The 16577-nt window shown below is 70.0% G+C and carries 13 protein-coding genes; 7 read left to right on the plus strand and 6 right to left on the minus strand.

Annotation, left to right across the window (positions count from 1 at the left end; translation table 11 throughout):
* The first annotated feature begins 204 nt into the window (after positions 1-204).
* Positions 205-813 carry a response regulator transcription factor gene (locus tag AB0H12_RS32330; protein ID WP_499628252.1) on the plus strand — a complete coding sequence of 203 codons (609 nt, stop codon included), beginning with the start codon at positions 205-207 and terminating at the stop codon, positions 811-813.
* Here AB0H12_RS32330 and AB0H12_RS32335 read toward each other — a convergent pair.
* The gene (locus AB0H12_RS32335; protein WP_499628180.1) at positions 754-2418 is read right to left on the minus strand and encodes a sensor histidine kinase; all 1665 of its coding nucleotides are present in this window, start codon (positions 2416-2418) and stop codon (positions 754-756) included. The genes AB0H12_RS32330 and AB0H12_RS32335 overlap by 60 nt on opposite strands.
* 93 nt (positions 2419-2511) lie before the next feature.
* On the opposite strand from AB0H12_RS32335, the gene AB0H12_RS32340 reads away from it, so the two are divergent.
* Positions 2512-4368 (plus strand): serine hydrolase domain-containing protein, encoded by a 1857-nt coding sequence (locus AB0H12_RS32340; RefSeq protein WP_499628181.1) that lies wholly within the window; start codon positions 2512-2514, stop codon positions 4366-4368.
* A gap of 398 nt (positions 4369-4766) precedes the next feature.
* Here AB0H12_RS32340 and AB0H12_RS32345 read toward each other — a convergent pair whose 3' ends face one another.
* Entirely contained in the window at positions 4767-5222 is a 456-nt protein-coding gene (locus AB0H12_RS32345) for a nuclear transport factor 2 family protein (protein ID WP_499628182.1), read from the minus strand.
* A 217-nt stretch (positions 5223-5439) separates the two neighbouring features.
* Here AB0H12_RS32345 and AB0H12_RS32350 point away from each other — a divergent pair, with 217 nt between their 5' ends.
* The 3 genes from AB0H12_RS32350 (at position 5440) to AB0H12_RS32360 (ending at position 8111) form a co-directional block, all read left to right on the plus strand.
* Positions 5440-5883: a hypothetical protein gene (locus AB0H12_RS32350; protein ID WP_499628183.1), complete on the plus strand. Its 444-nt coding sequence runs from the start codon at positions 5440-5442 to the stop codon at positions 5881-5883.
* 9 nt (positions 5884-5892) lie between these two features.
* Positions 5893-6837 carry an RNA polymerase sigma factor SigJ gene (gene sigJ, locus AB0H12_RS32355; RefSeq protein WP_499628184.1) on the plus strand — a complete coding sequence of 315 codons (945 nt, stop codon included), beginning with the start codon at positions 5893-5895 and terminating at the stop codon, positions 6835-6837.
* Between the two features lie 86 nt (positions 6838-6923).
* Positions 6924-8111 (plus strand): NAD(P)/FAD-dependent oxidoreductase, encoded by a 1188-nt coding sequence (locus tag AB0H12_RS32360; protein ID WP_499628185.1) that lies wholly within the window; start codon positions 6924-6926, stop codon positions 8109-8111.
* 521 nt (positions 8112-8632) lie between these two features.
* On the opposite strand, the gene AB0H12_RS32365 is transcribed toward AB0H12_RS32360, so the two are convergent.
* The gene (locus AB0H12_RS32365; protein WP_499628186.1) at positions 8633-9490 is read right to left on the minus strand and encodes an alpha/beta fold hydrolase; all 858 of its coding nucleotides are present in this window, start codon (positions 9488-9490) and stop codon (positions 8633-8635) included.
* A 336-nt stretch (positions 9491-9826) separates the two neighbouring features.
* Complete coding sequence (locus AB0H12_RS32370) at positions 9827-10939, minus strand: DUF3103 family protein (RefSeq protein ID WP_499628187.1); 1113 nt, start codon at positions 10937-10939, stop codon at positions 9827-9829.
* A gap of 514 nt (positions 10940-11453) precedes the next feature.
* On the opposite strand from AB0H12_RS32370, the gene AB0H12_RS32375 reads away from it, so the two are divergent.
* On the plus strand, positions 11454-12188 hold the full coding sequence (locus AB0H12_RS32375) for an SDR family NAD(P)-dependent oxidoreductase (RefSeq protein ID WP_499628188.1): 735 nt from the start codon (positions 11454-11456) through the stop codon (positions 12186-12188).
* Here AB0H12_RS32375 and AB0H12_RS32380 read toward each other — a convergent pair.
* Positions 12142-12552, minus strand: coding sequence for an MvdC/MvdD family ATP grasp protein (locus tag AB0H12_RS32380; RefSeq protein WP_499628189.1), 411 nt, complete (start codon positions 12550-12552; stop codon positions 12142-12144). The genes AB0H12_RS32375 and AB0H12_RS32380 overlap by 47 nt on opposite strands.
* Positions 12553-14535: 1983 nt before the next feature.
* Between AB0H12_RS32380 and AB0H12_RS32385 the strand changes: the two genes are divergently transcribed.
* On the plus strand, positions 14536-15732 hold the full coding sequence (locus AB0H12_RS32385; protein WP_499628190.1) for an ABC1 kinase family protein: 1197 nt from the start codon (positions 14536-14538) through the stop codon (positions 15730-15732).
* 88 nt (positions 15733-15820) lie between these two features.
* Here AB0H12_RS32385 and AB0H12_RS32390 read toward each other — a convergent pair whose 3' ends face one another.
* Entirely contained in the window at positions 15821-16393 is a 573-nt protein-coding gene (locus AB0H12_RS32390; RefSeq protein ID WP_499628191.1) for a hypothetical protein, read from the minus strand.
* Between the last annotated feature and the right edge of the window lie 184 nt (positions 16394-16577).

The following is a 16577-nucleotide window of genomic DNA, read 5'->3' on the forward strand; positions in this document are numbered from 1 at the left end:
GTTGGTGGCGATCATCCTGTCGAACCCGTCGGCGCTCACCTCGGGGCGCAGATCGTGCGTGCCGGCGTTGTTGATCAGAACGTCGAGGCGCGGTACACCAGGACCATGGCCCTGGTGCACCAAGCAGGCAGCGATCATCGAGCAGGCACGGCGTGGCTGGCAGACGGGCCCGGCGACCATGGTCGCCGGGTAATACTGTTGATCGTGATTAGGGTCTTGTTGGCCGAGGACATGCATCTCATCCGTGGTGCGTTGGTCGCGCTGCTCGATCTGGAGCCGGACATACGGGTCGTGGGTGAGGTCGCGACCGGCGAGGAAGCCGTGGCGCAGGCCCTGGCGTCGGGCCCCGACGTAGTGGTCCTGGACATTCAGATGCCCGGTCGGCTCGATGGTCTCGCCGCGGCCGAGGAACTGCGGGCCGGGGCGCCGCAGAGCGCGGTGCTCATGCTGACCTCGATCGGCCGGCCCGACCTGTTGCGCAGGTCCCTGCAAGCGGGAGCCCGCGGTTTCCTCCTCAAGGACGCGTCGCCGGACCGGCTCACCGACGCCATCCGCCGGGTCGCCGCGGGCGAGACCGTCGTCGACGCGGGGTTGGCCGCCGCCGCGATCGCGGGGCCGGTGAACCCGCTCGCCGCGCGGGAGGCCGAGGTGCTGCGGATGGCCGGTGACGGCGCCGACCTCGCGGAGATCGCCGCAGCGCTGTTCCTGAGCAAGGGAACGGTACGCAACTACCTCGGCACGATCGTCACGAAGCTAGGCGCGCGGAACCGGCTCGACGCCGTCCGGATCGCCATCGAGCACGGCTGGATATAGCACCCGCAGCTCGTACGTGCCGCCGTGGCCGGCGGTGGTCAGCTCTCCGCCCGTCGCGGCGACCCGTGCCACGAGGTTCGCGGTGCCCCGACCCTTCCCCCGTAGGCCGCCGGCACCGTCGTTGCGGACCTGCAACCCGTCCCCGGTGATCTCGATCAGGCAGCACGTGGCAGCGCTGTGCCGCAGCACGTTGGTGACGGCCTCGCGCAGCACGATCGCGAGTAGCCGGTCCCGGCGGCCCTCGTTCACCGGCGCCCGCCGCACGGTCACCTCGATGCCGGCCGCCTCCAGGATCGACCTGGCCGAGGTGATCTCGGCGTCCAGCGACAGGTCGGACTCCTCGTCGAGCGTGATGGCGCGCAGGGCCCGTAGCTGGTGCCCCGCGATCGAGGTGATCTCGGCGATCTGCTCGTCCACGGCGTCCGGTGCGCTCAAGCGGCACGCCAGCTCTGCCCGTACGGTGATGGCCGAAAGCCCTTGTCCTAGCAGGTCGTGCACGTCGTGCGAGATGCGTCGGCGCTCGCGGGCGACGGCGATGCCGGCCAGCGCGAGCCTGGTCTGGTGCGCCTCGAAGACCAACCGGGTCTGCGTGGCGAGGCCGTAGACCATGACCGCGATGGCGACCGCGTTGAAACCCCAGTAGAGATTCTCCCCGATCGGATAGCCGCGGGCGGCGAGGATCGCGCAGAGCAGGCCGACCGCCGCCGCGGCGGCCGGCCACCACGCCCGGCCGAACAGCAGGAACGTGCCGGCCAGGAACCCGGCCAGCTGCGGGTACGGCTGCCCCGGGTAGAACAGCGTGGCGACGGTGAGAGCGACCAGCGCGGCGGTCGTCCAGGGGGCGCGCCGGGGAAGCTCGCCGGGCGGGCGCGGCAGCGAGTGGTAGAACTGCAGCCCGAGGATGCCGGTCGCGATCAGCGAGGGCGCCGGCCGGCCGCCGACGTAGATGAGCGAGAGCACCAGATAGCCGCCGTGCACCACGGCGAGGATGGGCAGCGCGAGCCGCGGCATGAGATCTTCCTGCGCTGCGGCCGGGGTCGCCCGCTCGGGGATGGCGCGGGCCAGCGCTGCGGTCTCCCGGGAGATCCTGACGATCTCGGCGAGGTTGCGTCTGGTCGCGTGCGCGATGATCTGCGACAGGCCAACCCCGATCGCGTCGTCCAGGTCGCGTTCGGCGCGCGAGCGCTCGTCGCTGACCGCGCGGGCGACCAACTCGGCCCGGACCGAGTCGACCGCCGCTCTCGTGTCGCGGAGCCGGGTCACCCCGAACAGGACCAACCCCTGGCACAGCGCGTTGAGCAACGCCAGCCCGATGTCGAACGGCGTGGCCGGCACCAGCAACGCCGCGGCGGCGACCACCCCGGCGAACAGGCACCAGCGCGGCCACCCCCGCAACAGCAGCAGCGACGACGCGGCCACCGGACCCGCCGCCGCCGGCCCCGCCCACGGCAGCAGAACCACCTGGACGGCGAGCGTCCAACGGTTGCGCCACGGGGTCAGGCAGTGCAGCGCCTGCACCGCCAGGACCACCGCCAGCGGCAGGCCCGGGATCGGGTGCAGCGGGTCGAACGCCACGCCCACCAGGACCAGCAGCACGATCAACACCTGGGCACCTTAGGTCCGGATCGTGCATTCCGCATGCGCATTCGAGGTGGCAGGCACTGATGCCGGGCCGGTCGTCTCGACAAGCTGAGTCACATGAACAAGGTGATCATCGCAGGCATCGCGGCCCTCGCCGCCGTGACCCTCCGCCCCGCCCCGGCCCACGCCGACGTTCCCGACCTGGACGCGGTGGTCGACCGCACGGTCGGTGCGCTGATGGCGCAGCACCGGATCCCCGGCGCCGCCGTGGTCGTCGTCGAAAACGGCCGGACGGTAGTCAGCCGAGGCTACGGCGTCGCCGACGTCCGGACCCGCCGCCCGGTGGACCCGGCCACACCGTTCCTCACCGGATCGCTCGCCAAGGTCTTCACCACCGAGGCCGTGCTCCGACTCGTCGCACAGGGCAAGCTCGACCTGAACGCCGACGTCAACCACTACCTCACCGCGTTCAAGATCAAGGACACCCATCCGGGCCGGCCGATCACCCTGCACCATCTGCTGACGTACACCGCGGGCTTCGACGACAACATCATCGGCCTCGCCGGACAGGACCCTGCCGATTTCGAATCACTCGCCGAGAGCGTCAAGACCCGCCAGCCCCCGCGGGTACGTCCACCCGGCACCCGCATCGCCTACGACAACTACGCCCTCGCGCTGGCCGGCTACCTCGTCGAGATCGCCTCCGGCGAGCCGTACGCGCAGTACGTCGCCGAGCACGTGTTCGCCGCCCACGGCATGACCGGCTCCACCGCCGCCCTGCCGCACCCCGCCGCGATCGAGGCACGGCTGGCCCACGGCTACCGGCCCGATGGTGACGGTTACGTCGAGGGGAAAGGTCAGTACGCCCCCTGGACGCCGTCCGGGACCGGACCCGCCGTCACCCCCGACGACATGGGCCACTACATGATCGACCAGCTCGGTGACGACCCGATCGCCAACACCATGCGGCAGCGGCGCTTCACCCAGGACCCGCGCATGCCCGGCATGGGCTACGTCCTCGAGGAACGCCCCCGCAACGGCCGTGCGCTGCTCTACAAGGACGGTGACGTCCCCGGCTTCCACAACGTCATGGCGCTGATGCCGGCCGAGCGGTTCGGTGTCTTCGTCGTGTTCAACGGTGACGGCATCGACACCGCGGCACCCTGGGCCGCCCAGGAGATCACCAACCTGATCGTCGACACGCGTTTCCCCGCCGCCGAAGCCACCCCCGTAGCCGCCCCGGTCTCCGGCGACGTCTCCCGCTACACCGGCGTCTACCGATCCACCCGCATCAGCCACACCAGCCTGACCAAGGTCGCCACCCTGCTCGCCGCGGCGGCGGTCACGGCCGGCCCCGACGGCGCCCTCACCACGACCGGCCTGTCTCCCGACCCCGACCGCGACACCCAGCACTGGATCCCGATCACGCCCGGCCTGTTCCAGGAACGTGACGGCCAGGCCCGAATCTCGTTCACCGGCGACGGCACGCTCGTCTCATCCGCGCTGCCGTCCGAGGTCCACGAGAAACTTCCCTGGTACGACACGCCCACCCTGCACCTGCCGCTGTTCGGCGCCGGCGCGCTCGCACTCGTCCTCGCCGCCCTCGGACTTCCCCTGGCCGGCGCCGTCCGCCGCGCCCGGAAACGCCGCTCCTCCCTGCCCGCCCGGCTCGCCACGCTCACCGCTTGGACCTCCGCCACCCTGGCCGCCGGCTTCCTGACCGGCTTCGCCCTGCTGTCCGCCGACCCGAACGCACTCATGGAAGCCGTCTCGCTGGACTCCCCGCGCCTGGCGATCCTTCCGGTGCTCGCCACAGCGGCGCTGGCGTTCGCCGTGCCGATGATCCCAGCGACCGCCGCGGCCTGGCGACACGGATGGTGGACACTGCCCGGACGGACCGCATACACCCTGCTCACCCTCAGCGCGGTGCCCTTCTTCACCATCGCCCTCACCTACCGCCTGCTCCTGTTCTGACCCTGCGCCCGAGCCGGGACTGCTCTCGTCGCGCGCCCTTCACGTTGCTGCGCCTGCTGCCCGTGAGGGGCCAGGACAAGAACGTAGAAACCCTGGCGCCACCCCCGGATCACCATTGGTACTACTGGAGCGTCCGAAGACGGTCCTGCGTCGGCGCCGGGATCTTCTCTCCCGCCGCCACGCAGCCCAATCCCGCACCGTGCACCACGGCCGTCCACGAACCGCCCGCTCCATCCGGCTCCTGGTGCTACGCCCGTCACGGGAAAGCCCCGCCACTAACTCGTACTCGGCATCAAAGTCGCCGCTGAAGGTCAGTTCTGACTGCAGATGTCGGTCGGTTCCGACCGCACTCGCCGATCAAGTGCATGATCAATGTCGGTCAATCTTGACTCTGGAAACTAGCGGTCCACCTGGAAGGCTTGCGCAACCGCGAGGCTGTCCTCGTAGACGTGGTGCCGCGTCACGAGTCCTTTCTCGACGGTCAGGTGCAGGGCGAACCGCGCCCGATAGTCACGACCGGTGGGCCGGGCCGTCTGGCGGATCTCGCCCAGGACGACCGCGTGCTCACCGTCTATCAGGATGCGCTCGATCACCGTCGCCACCCGGTCCGCGACGTGGTGCTCGGCAATCTCGCGGAAGTGGGCGGCGGCGTCGGCGCGAGTGGACCGGTGGCGGATCCACGGCGTGGCGGCACGGCCGTGTTCCCGTTCCGGCCAGTCCAGCTTCCAGTCCGCCCCGTCGGCGTACATCTCGGCGATGCGGTCGGCATCCCCTTCACCGATCCGGCGCAACAACTCCTCCACGACGGCACGCGTCGACATGCGGTCCTCCCCCAGAAGTGCGTGGTGCGCCACCACTGTTCCACATGCATCCGGAGGAGCAGGCTAGAGCCCCGGGGTCTGCCAAGCGGCTACCCGAAGGGGGAAGCACACGAGGGGGAGTAGGCGGGCCGTGACCACTGCGGCGTCTGGCACCTCGCCGTTCGCAACCGGAAGGTCGGTACCGTTGCGGACCGCACGCCGTTACGGCGCTTGACGGCAGCGCCGCTGGCTTCTACAGGACACTGCCTAGGTGCCGGCACCGCTGGTGGCCGACGTCCGACGAGTGGGCAAGCTGTCTGCGCAGGCATCTGGCCGCGATGATTCCCTGCATCGACCTGCGCGCGGCTACTGCTGGTTCGGCTCGAAGCTCATCCCCGCCGAACCTGAAGCGGGGATGGTCACGGAGCTGTTCCACCGTTATCAGCGAGACCCGCATCGCCACGGCGCTGCGCACACGCGGCCGGGGTCGCACTGCACCACGTTGAATCACTCGACACGCTCGACCTCACCGGGCACGCCGCTCCACGGGCTTCCCCCGGCGCAAAGGCAACCCCACCCGCCGATGACCGAATCAGCTCCCGATACCGATCTTGCCCTCGACCGTGCCCGGGTCTTCGCCGTCCAGGCGATGCACAACCGGATGAGTTGGATGCCGGACCGAAGAAGGATCACGGTGACCGGCGCGGATGGTTAACTTCGATCCATGGTGGTTGGTACCCGCGAGATCGAGGTGTTCGAGGGGTTCAGGGCGCGGTTGGAGGCGATCGCGTACCGCTTGCTGGGGTCGGCCAATGATGCCGAGGACGTGGTGCAGGACACGTTCCTGCGCTGGCAGTCCGCTGACCGGGAGCTCATCGAGACGCCCGAGGCATGGTTGACGAAGGTGCTCACCAACATCTGCCTCAACCGGCTCACGTCGGCGCGGGCCAGGCGGGAGACCTATGTGGGTCAGTGGCTACCCGAGCCGGTCTTCGCCGGGGACCGGATGCTCGGCCCGTCCGAAACCGTCGAGCAGCGTGAGTCGGTATCGATCGCGATGCTCACGCTGATGGAGCGGCTCTCGGCCAATGAACGCGTCGTGTACGTGCTGCGCGAGGCGTTCGGTTACTCGCACGGCGAGATCGCCGAGGTACTCGACCTCACTGAGTCGAACTGTCAACAGCTCTACCGGCGGGCCAAGCAGCACCTGGCCGCCGGCCGCCGCCGGGTGGAGGTCGATGCGGCCGCGGCCCGCAAGATCGTCGAGGAGTTCCTCGCCGCGGCACTCAGCGGCAGGACCGACTCACTGGTGCGGATGCTGACCGACGACGCGATCCACGTGGGTGACGGTGGCGGCGTGGTCTTCTCGCTGCCGTTGCCGATCACCGGTGCGCTGCGGGTGGCGAGGTTCCTGCGTGGACTGGTCGAGCCCAGCACGGCCAAGTGGGAGATGATCGGTGGTCGGCCCGTCCTGTTCGCCGCGGTCGCCAACGGCTTGCCCGCGCTGGTGCTCATGGTCGGCGACCGGGTCGCCACCGTCGTCTCCCTGGACGTGACCACCGACGGCATCGCGGCCGTCCACACCCAGGCAAACCCCGGCAAGCTCGAACGAGCGACACGCCAGTGGGCCGCATGCGAACACGGGGACGCGCTCGTCGATAACTGGTGACCCAAGTCACATTCCACTGCTGTCAGGTTTCGTGTCGCTGTCCGGTTCAAGGAGGCAAACACCACCCGGACAGGGAGTGAGTGACCATGAACAAGCACCAGATCGTCGTTCTCGGGGCCGGCTACGCCGGAGCCAACGCCGCCGGGCGCCTGGCCAAGCGACTGCACCCCGCCGACACCGAGATCACCCTCGTCAACGCCGATCCCGAGTTCGTCGAGCGGGTCCGCATGCACCAGCTCGCGGCTGGCCAAGACTTGAAGCCTCGCGCGCTGACCGATGTCTTCGCGGGCACGGGCGTGCGGGTGCGGCTTGCGCGGGTCACCGCCGTTGACACCGAACACAAGACCGTCGACATCGTCGATGCCGACGGCCCCGGCGAGATCGCCTACGACACGCTGGTCTACGCCCTGGGCAGCGCCGCCGCCGACTGCGGTGTTCCGGGCGTCGTCGAGCACGCCCACGACATCGCCGGCAAGCAGTCCGCGTTGCGGTTGCGTGCGCGTATGGCCGACCTCGCCGCAGGCGGCACCGTGCTCGTCATCGGTGGCGGCCTCACCGGCATCGAAGCCGTCACCGAGATCGCCGAAGCACGGCCGGACCTCGATGTCGCACTCGCTGCCCGCGGCGGCCTCGGCGACTGGCTGAGCGAGAAGGCCCAGCACCACCTGCGCAGGGCATTCGACCGGCTCGGCATCACCCTGCACGAGCACACCGAAATCGCGAGCGTCGAGTCGACCGGCGCGGTCACCGCCGACGGCCACGCGATCCCGGCCCAGGTGACCGTCTGGACGGCCGGCTTCGCCGTCCATCCCATCGCCGCGGCCACAACCCTGCAGGTTTCCCCGACCGGTCAGATCGTCGTCGACGACACGATGCGGTCGGTCTCCCACCCCGACGTCTACGCCGTCGGTGACGCCGCGCTCGCACCAGGCGCGAGCGGCACACCACTGCGGATGTCCTGCGCCTCGGGAGTCCCCGCCGCCCACCTGGCGGCCGACGCCATCGCCGCCCGCCTCACCGGACGCCGCCTCCCCCAGAACAAGATCGGCTACCTCGGCCAGTGCATCAGCCTCGGCCGCCGCGACGCCCTCGTGCAGTGGGTCACCCCCGACGACCAGCCCAAACCGTCCGCGACCACCGGCAAGCCGGCCGCACGCCTCAAGGAGATCATTTGCAGGAGCGCGGCCTGGAGCATCTCCCACCCGACAGCGATGGTCCCCACCCGGCGTCGCCACACCATCCCGGCCGAAGAACCCCTCGCGATCACCGCGTGACACCCACCATCGCATGGGCGTACCCGATACGGCCCCGTGCGGTGGCGGGACAACAGGACCAGCACCGATGGCCTTCGGCAAGTACGACCCCTCCGGGCGCCGACCGCCGCGACCGATTCGTGTCGCTCCAAGGATTACCACACGTCAGTAGCCCAGGCAGTCAGCGATGAGGCGACGTCGGACCGCTCGCACGATGCTGCGAACACCGGCGACGCGGAGGTCATCTCGAAGACGATCGACGAGATCGTTGATCCGAACGTGCTTCCGCTTCATCGACGGCCGGATCGCTGAGATCCGGGAGTCGTCGACACCTGCACACAGATGAGACAACTCGGGACGAAGGTCAGGTAGCGCGGTCGCAACGCCACACCTCACGATCATGCCCTGGAGGTCCAGTACGCGCGATCGTCGCAGCTCAGCATGCGAGTGCAGAGTCCCGACACCCCACAGGATTTCGTGCAGTCGCCTGACCTGGCCGGTCGTCCGTGGCGCACCGCCGGCCGCGGCTCATCGCCGGTCGGTCAGGGCTGGGCGCGGCGGGTGTTCTCGACGATCGCGTCGATGATCGTCGGCCAGGCACCGGGCGGAAGGTCGTGCCCCAGGCCCGGGATGAGCTGGAGCCGTGCGCCGCTGATCGCGGCCGCGGTCGCTTCGCCGCCGGAATGGTGGCACATGCGGTCCGCCGTTCCGTGGATGACGACCGTCTGTGCCGTGATCCGCGCGAGCTGGTCGGTCCGATCGCCTGCCGCGCGCACCGCCCGGTACTGCCGCCGCCGTCCGCCGCGGTGGTCGGGGTCGCGGCGGAACGCCAGCGCGGTGGCGCGCCGGATCTCGTCGACGTCCTGCTCGAAGCCCGAGGAGCCGATCGTGCCGAACAGCCGCACACGGCGTTCGACGGCCTCCTGTTCGGTGCGCGCGCCCCGGGAGAACAGGTGGCGGACCAGCCTCGGAGAGGTGCGGCCCTTGCCGCGCCGGCCGGTGGTGGACATGAGCGACGCCAGGCTCAGCACCCGTGACGGGTGGTGCGCGGCCACGAGCTGGGCGATCATCCCGCCCATCGACGCCCCGACCACGTGGGCGCGTCCGACGCCGAGCGCGTCGAGGAGCCCGACGGCGTCGGCGGCCATGTCGACCAACGAGTAGTCGGCCCCCGGCAGGTGCGTCGAGCGGCCGGCGTCGCGGTTGTCGAACCGGATGACGAAGAAGCCGTGCGCGGCGAGCCGGCGGCAGAACTCGTCCGGCCAGTGCACGAGCTGGAACCCCAGGCCCATGATCAGCAGCAGCGCGGGGTGCCGGGGGTCGCCGGAGGTCTCGACGCAGAGGTCGACGCCGTTGGCCGGGACGATGCGTCCAGCGGCACCGGGCGCGTGGTCTTGCATGGGGTGTTTCCGCCGTTCAGGATGGGTGCGACTGCGGCACCGGACCTCTTGGGCGATCCTACTCGCGGCACGTGCGAAAGTCTCCGGCATTTACGTCGGCGATGAGCGTTTCGTCCACTTGGAACGGTCCAGGTCGGGTTCGTCGAGGGCGGGGAGCGGTTCGACGTCATCACGCGGGAAGGGGCGGTCGGCGACACGGCCCGATCAACGGGCCGGCACGTCGTTCCGCCCCTCCCCGACGTGGAGCGCTCGTGCGGGAGCTTTCGCGGGGAACCGCCGTGAGACCAGGGCAGGACGTGCGCGGCCGGGTCAACCGCGGTTCTCCGGACAGGCGCGCTACAGCGGGGCGACCCAGTACGGGGTGACGGTCATCGTGCCGTTGCCCGCCGCGCCGTGCAGGGTGCCGCTGGTGGCGGTCGACAGGGTGTACCAGGATTCGACGTAGTCAGGGTCGTCGGTCCACCAGTCGTCCGGCAGGGCGTTGATGATCGCGGTGACCAGCGGGATGTACGCGCCGCCGTCGATGATGGTGAGCAACGCCTGGGTCAGTGCGAGGGCGAGGTCGCGGTAGTTGGTGCCGCCGTCCTCCTCCATCATGACGATGTCGGCGAGGTTGTACTTGTAGTCGGAGAAGTGGACCAGGAGCTGGTTGGGGTAGTAGGTCTTGCCGTCGTCGTCGAGGTAGGGGAGCTGGGTGGTGTCGACCTCGACCTTGCCGTCCAGGCCGAACCCGGCGGTGATCGTGAAGATCTCCGCGTCGCCCTTGTGCCACGGCTCGTGGTCGTCGTTCAGGTGGATCGACGTGAGCTGCGTGGCCCAGTAGCCCGAGGCGGGGGTGACGGCGGCGCGTGCGGCGGCGGGGGACAGGCCGCGCTGCGCCATGGTCGAGCGCAGCACCTCCGTGCCCTTGGCCAGCGCGGTCGCGGTGTCGACCTCGACCAGGTACACCGGGCGAGGCGGCACGCGGTCGGCGGCCAGCGCGATCCGCCGGCCCGTGCGGTCGTAGGCCGTCACGGTCGTCGGCGTGTCGTCGGCTGGGGAGGACGCGACCAGTGGCGATGTGCCGCGGCGCAGCGCGGCGATCATGTCGGCGTGCGCGAGGCGGACGGTGAGCAGGGACGTGCCGTCCTGCGGCAGCCCCTTGGCCGCGAGGACATCCCGGTCGGCGTCACGCACGGCCCGGCCGAGCTCGGTACCTTCGGTGGCACGAGCCAGGAGCACGGGATCGGTCGAGGTGGCCGAGAGCAAACCGGACCGCCGGACCTCGTCGGCGAACTCGCCCGCCAGCCGTGCGGCGATCCGGTCGGTGACCGCGGCGACGGAGCCCGCCGGGGCGGTGGCGGTGGTCGTGGTCGGCGCGGCGTGCGCCGGGACGATCACCAGGCCGGCGGTGACCGCGAGGGCGCCGACCGTCGAGGCCAGTAATCGGGTGGGGTGCGACAACGACACGGTCGTACCTGCCTTTACTCTGCGTGCAGGGATGGGTGGGCAGAGTTACATCTGAAAGAATTACACGTACCCTCGTCGTCGGTTGTCAATGGGAAACCCGATGCCGCACCGCCCGCACGTAGGCAGTGCGCGCCTCGGAAGAGTGCGTTGATGACGGTGCCGGGCAGTCGGGCCAGTGCGGGTAGCAGTAAAGAGGGCCGCCTCGGGCTGCTGCTCGCCCTCCCGCTGGTGCTTCTCGGCGTGACCGCCGCTGTAACGCCTGCGCCGATGGGCCCGTCAGGCCGTCGGACCGCAACAGTCACCGCGGCACGGACCACCGGTGTTCGGGGAGTCGACGTCGGCCCCGCCGTCGATGAACGACGGTTTCCCGTCCGGGGCGAGCCGTCCCGGACTGTGCCGGCGAACGGGGGAGGTCAGTGCGGACGCCGCACTGATCCGTCGCCGGGGCTTGCGAACGGGGTTCGGCGCGGCATACGTTTCTTCGCCTTTTGTCGAACTGCGAGGGAGCACACCCGTGGAACTGCGCAACCAGGTCGCGCTCGTCACCGGCGCCACCGCCGGGATCGGCCACGAGACCGCGAAGTTGTTCGCCCGCGAGGGCGCGAGCGTGATCGTCCACGGCCGGGACGCCGCGCGCGGCGCGGACGTCGTCGCCGAGATCGAGGCGGACGGCGGGACCGCGCGTTTCGTCCGGGCCGACCTGTCCACCTCGGAGGGCGTTCGGGAGCTCGCCTCGGCGGCGGGCGAGGTGGACGTGCTGGTGAACAACGCGGGCATCTACCCGTTCGCGTCGACCGCCGACCAGACCCGCGAGGGCTTCGAGGAGTTACTCGCGGTCAACGTCCTCGCTCCGTTCCACCTCACCGCGGCGTTGGCGCCCGCCATGGTCGCCAAGGGCGCGGGCGCGATCGTCAACGTCTCGACGGTGGCCGCCGTGTCACCGGTCCACAACGCCGCCGCCTACGGCGCGACCAAAGCCGCCCTGGAGTCCCTGACCCGCAACTGGGCCGTCGAGTTCGGTATGAGCGGCGTGCGGGTCAACTCCGTCGCGCCGGGTGGGGTGACGACCGAGACCGTGATGAACCTGTTCGGGGACGCGGTCCACGACAACGCCGCCACCACCACGGCACTGCGGCGCATGAGCGAGCCGAGGGAGATCGCCGAGGTGATCCTCTTCCTCGCCTCGCCGCGGTCCAGCTACGTCACGGGCGCGCTCCTGCTGGCCGACGGCGGGTACACCATCGTCTAGCGCTCGCCCAGCCTCGAGAACCTCGGCTGGTGGGTGTCGGGTGGTTGCACCACGGCACGGGCAGGGACGCCACCGAGCCCCACCGGGCCTCCAACCGCACGTGCCGCCGCTCGGTCGAGGACATCCCGGCATCGAAGGTGAAGCCCGTGGGGCTGCGGAACAGCACCGACGTGATGGCGTCGAGATCGACGCTGCGGTGCGGGGTGGTCAGCGAACCGCGCCATCGACCCTGGTCGAGTACCCCGTCCAGTGACAGGGCGGTGGGGAACCAGCCGACGTCGCATCGGAAGACCGGCACCGCGCGTTCCCGCAGTTCGAGCACGACGCGGTTGACTGTGGGGTCGGCCTCGCCGCTGATGATCAATACCGTCGCAGCGGCTCGTCATCGGGCTGGTGGAAGTCCATCCCCTCGTCACCGGCCGGACCGTCGGTTCCGCCGCTGGAAGTGCCCGCCGGCACCACGTGGGCCTGCGGGTCGTCTGGACCACGACCTTGTGCTTGCCGAGAATGTCGTCCGTGCAGGTCAGGCGGCGTGGCGGTACTCGTTGAGGATGCCGCCCAGTCGTTGCCGTCGGTGGATGTTGAGTCGGGTGACGGTCAGTCCTCGGCCCGGTCACGGACGTTCTCAGCATGGCTGAGCGCAGCGCGGACGCGCTCGGCGTGCTCTTTCCCCCCACCTCCGGGACCGACGTGAAACGGGCAGCGTCCAGCGTCGGCCGTGCCGCCACATCACGTGTTCATGGGATCTTCAGCGCGGTGGTGAGGGCCCGGTGCGGTGGCGATGGGCCGTCGCTCCGGTCTGATGCGGGGACTGCTGAGGTCAGCGGGCGATCGGCTCGACCGGTTCCGGTTCTCCGAGGCCCGCACGCCGGCTTCTTCCCGCGTCCTCGGCACGGCCGTACGCCGCGACTGAACTCGGACGGTCACCGGCAGGTCGGCCGGTCGCCGTTCGAGCACGCCGCCGGCCAGCCGCCGTGCGGCGCGTCCGTGGGCGGTGAGCAGGCGGACCGCGTCGTGGGAGAACACGCAGTACGCGCCGCGGCAGTAGGCGACGACCTCCCGATCGGCGGGGAGTTCGGCCAATCGCACGGCAAGTTCGTCACATGAGGTGCCCGCCTGCGCGCTGCCGGCGCGAAACCGCTGGTCAGCCCTTTCCCAGCCGGTGGTGCTCCCGCCGGCGACTCGAACCGCATCCACGGCACCGACACCCACGGCAGGTACGGCCACACGTTGAGCGCAAGCGTCACCGTCAACGCGCCGTACTCGACCACCGCCAGGTGCGGGTGGTGCAGCACCCGGCTACGGGCGGCCAGGAACGCCCGCGCCCCGACCAGGGCTGTCGGCGCCGCAGCGCTGAGCACCAGGCGCACCCGCACCCGCGACGCCTGCCGGATCCGTGCGGCCGGGTCCTGGGCGAGGGCGTGCAGGCGGGGCCTCGGCGGCGCGCTGGAACTCCAGCTCGGGTTCCTCCAGCACCTCAGCGCGCATCGTCGTCACCCTTCCCGGTCTCGGTGGAACCGTGTCCTCGGCCAGTCCCCGGACCTCGGGAGCGCGCAGTGCGTCGGCCGGCCGGTGCCTTGGATCGGGGAAGCCGCCTCGGCGGCGAGTTCGTAGGCACCGAAGACGGTCCGGCCACGGGTTCCCTACGCGTCCCGCATCGCCCGGCTGAGCAGGTCCATGAACCGGCGCTGGATGTCGAGGAAGGACATGACCGGTCCGTCGCGCAGGATCCACGCCGCACGCCGCTCTCCCCCGTGAGCGCAGGGTTTGGTGGGCGGACCGATAGCCGGAGAACGCCGCCGGAGCGACGTACACGCGTGGTGGCGTCTCCCGGATCGGAAGCAGGTTGGTCGCCGAGTCCTCGGTGATCGACGGTGGGCGAGGCTTGCTCCCAAGTGGGCCTCGGCAGCGCTCTGCCTGCGCGACGACTCTTCTCGGGGCATCCCCACAGCTTGGGGCAGCCGGCGGTTCGATCTTGAGTGGCGCGGATCCAGGTTTGCTCGAAAGTGGTGTGTGCGCACCGTAGTCGGCGAGACCGTCGGTCCGGCGGTTGATGCCGTCTGAGCGTTCAGGGCTGATCGGTTGTCGATATCTCGGCGTTTGTGGTTGACGCTGGGTCCGCATGGATGAGATTCGCCACCGTGGTGGTGGACGGGTATTCGCTCATGCGGGTGTTTCGCGTGTCCGATTGCGTGTGGGCCGGTGTGGCCGGCCGCTGATAGCGTCTCGATGCGATGTCTGCCCGCGTGGTTCGGAGGCGCTCGTGTGGATGGCCGCCGGGAAGGTCAGCCTGGGTGCGGTGATCCTTCGGTTCGCACGGGTTCTGGTGGTTCTTGGTAGGCGCTCGGTGCTGTTGGCTCGGTCGGCGGCGACCGGCCGGCTGCGCGGGCACCGGGCCGGGCCCGTGCTGGAGTCGTGGCTGGCGGGCACGGTGGTCGAGCTCGGCGCCGCGTTCGTGAAGGCGGCGCAGTTGCTGAGCACGCGGGCGGATCTGCTGCCGCCGGAGGTCTGCCGTGCGCTGGCCCGGCTGCACGACCAGGTGCGTCCGGAACCGGCTTCCTCGTTCGCGGCACTGCGGGGGTTGGCCGGTTCGCGGGCGACGCTCGTCGGGTCGGGCAGCATCGCCTGCGTCTACCGGGTTCGGGTCGCCGGTGGCCGGGACGTCGCCGTCAAGGTGCGTCGACCGGACGTGCTGCGGTCGTTGCCGCTGGACCTGGCCGTGCTGGAGCGTGTCGCCGGGGTGTTGGCCCGGTTGCCCCTTCTGCGCGGTGCACCGGTGGTCGACATCGCCCGGCAGCTCGCTGAAGGCATCCGGGGGCAGCTCGACCTCGTCCGCGAGGCCGAGGTGCTCGACGGTTTCCGGAGGACCATGGCCGACGTCCCCGGGGTGACCGTGCCTGCGGTTGACCGCGATCTGTCCACTGAGGACATGGTGGTGATGGACTTCGTCGGTGACCTGGTTCGCTACCGGCCTGACGAGCTCTCGGTGGCGGACCGGCGGCGTGCTGTGGTGACCGCGCTGCGTGCGGTGTACCGGATGTTGTTCCTCGACGGTGTGGTCCACTGCGATCTGCACCCTGGGAACCTGTACTTCCGGCAGGACGGCTCGATCGTGATCCTGGATGCCGGGTTCACCGTGCGGCTGTCGGATTCGGCCCGGGAGAAGTTCGCGGCGTTCTTCTACTGCATGGGACGCGGCGACGGACCGGCGTGCGCGGACATCGTGGCGTCGACGGCCACGACGGTGCCGGGCGCGGACCCGGACGGCTTCCGCGCCGAACTGGTGGCCTTGGTGGAGGCGAGTGCCGGCCGACGCGCGGAGGAGTTCGACCTCATCTCGTTCGCCACCACGCTGTTCGACGTTCAGCGTCGGCACGGCTTCTACGCCGACCCGCAGTTCGTGTTCCCGATCCTGTCGTTGCTGGTGCTGGAGGGCACCGTGCGCGAGTTCTACCCGGAGGTCGACTTCCAGCGGGAGGCCAAGCCCCTGCTGGTCGCCGCGTTGTTCGAGCGGGCGATGACGCGCGGTGGAGCATCGCGGTGAGGTTGTCGTGGGTGGACCCGGGGCCCGGTCGACATCGGCAGGCGCGGTGCCGGTTGCCTGCCATCGGACACCGCAACCCCGTCGCTGCTCAGAGTCCGCCGACCTTCACCGGGAAACTGTCGATCTTCACGATCGTGGTGTCCGGGTTGTCCGGCAGCACCAGCTCCATCGGGTCCCGCAGCTTGTAGAGGTCACCCCTCGGGGGGAACTTCGCGAGCTTGCTGACCAACTGCACCGGATTCTTCGTGGACAGCACCAGCGGCTCGGAGGGAACGGTCGCCTCGATCCCCGCGCTCCGCAGCACCGCTCCGGGGTTGTCGATGGTCATGGTGAAGCTCAGCACCATGAGTTGCTCGAACTTGGGCGGGAACTTCGAGACCAGTCGCAGCACGCTCTTCGCGTCGATGTCGATGTCGTTCTGCTCGATCGTGACCGTGGTGGCATCTTCGGTGCCGTTCACAGGCAGTTCGGCACTGATCTTGTGGCCGACCACGCGCAGTCGTACCGAGTTGAGCGGTTCCTGGGGGTTGACCTCGACCCGGATCTTGATGCCGCCCTTGAAGTCAAGGGTGAACAGGCTGGTGCCGATGGTCATCGGGGTGTTGAGGGCCAGGCAACTGCACGGGATCTCGACACCGATCTTGGGCAACAGGTTCAACATCAGGTCCTCCACGATCTCGTCACCACGACGAGCTGAATCTAAGTCAGGTCGACGGTGCCGGCCGGGGTCCGCGACGAGGTCGACTACATCGTGTCAGTCGACGTGACGGGCAGTGGCATCGGCGGCGGAAGCGTCGTTCGCCCGGACGTTCCGCACCCGTCCGGGCGGGTGGTCTCGTGGGCAT

Origin of the sequence: Actinosynnema sp. NPDC023794 (assembly GCF_040639675.1) — a bacterium.
GTDB lineage: Bacteria > Actinomycetota > Actinomycetes > Mycobacteriales > Pseudonocardiaceae > Actinosynnema > Actinosynnema luteola.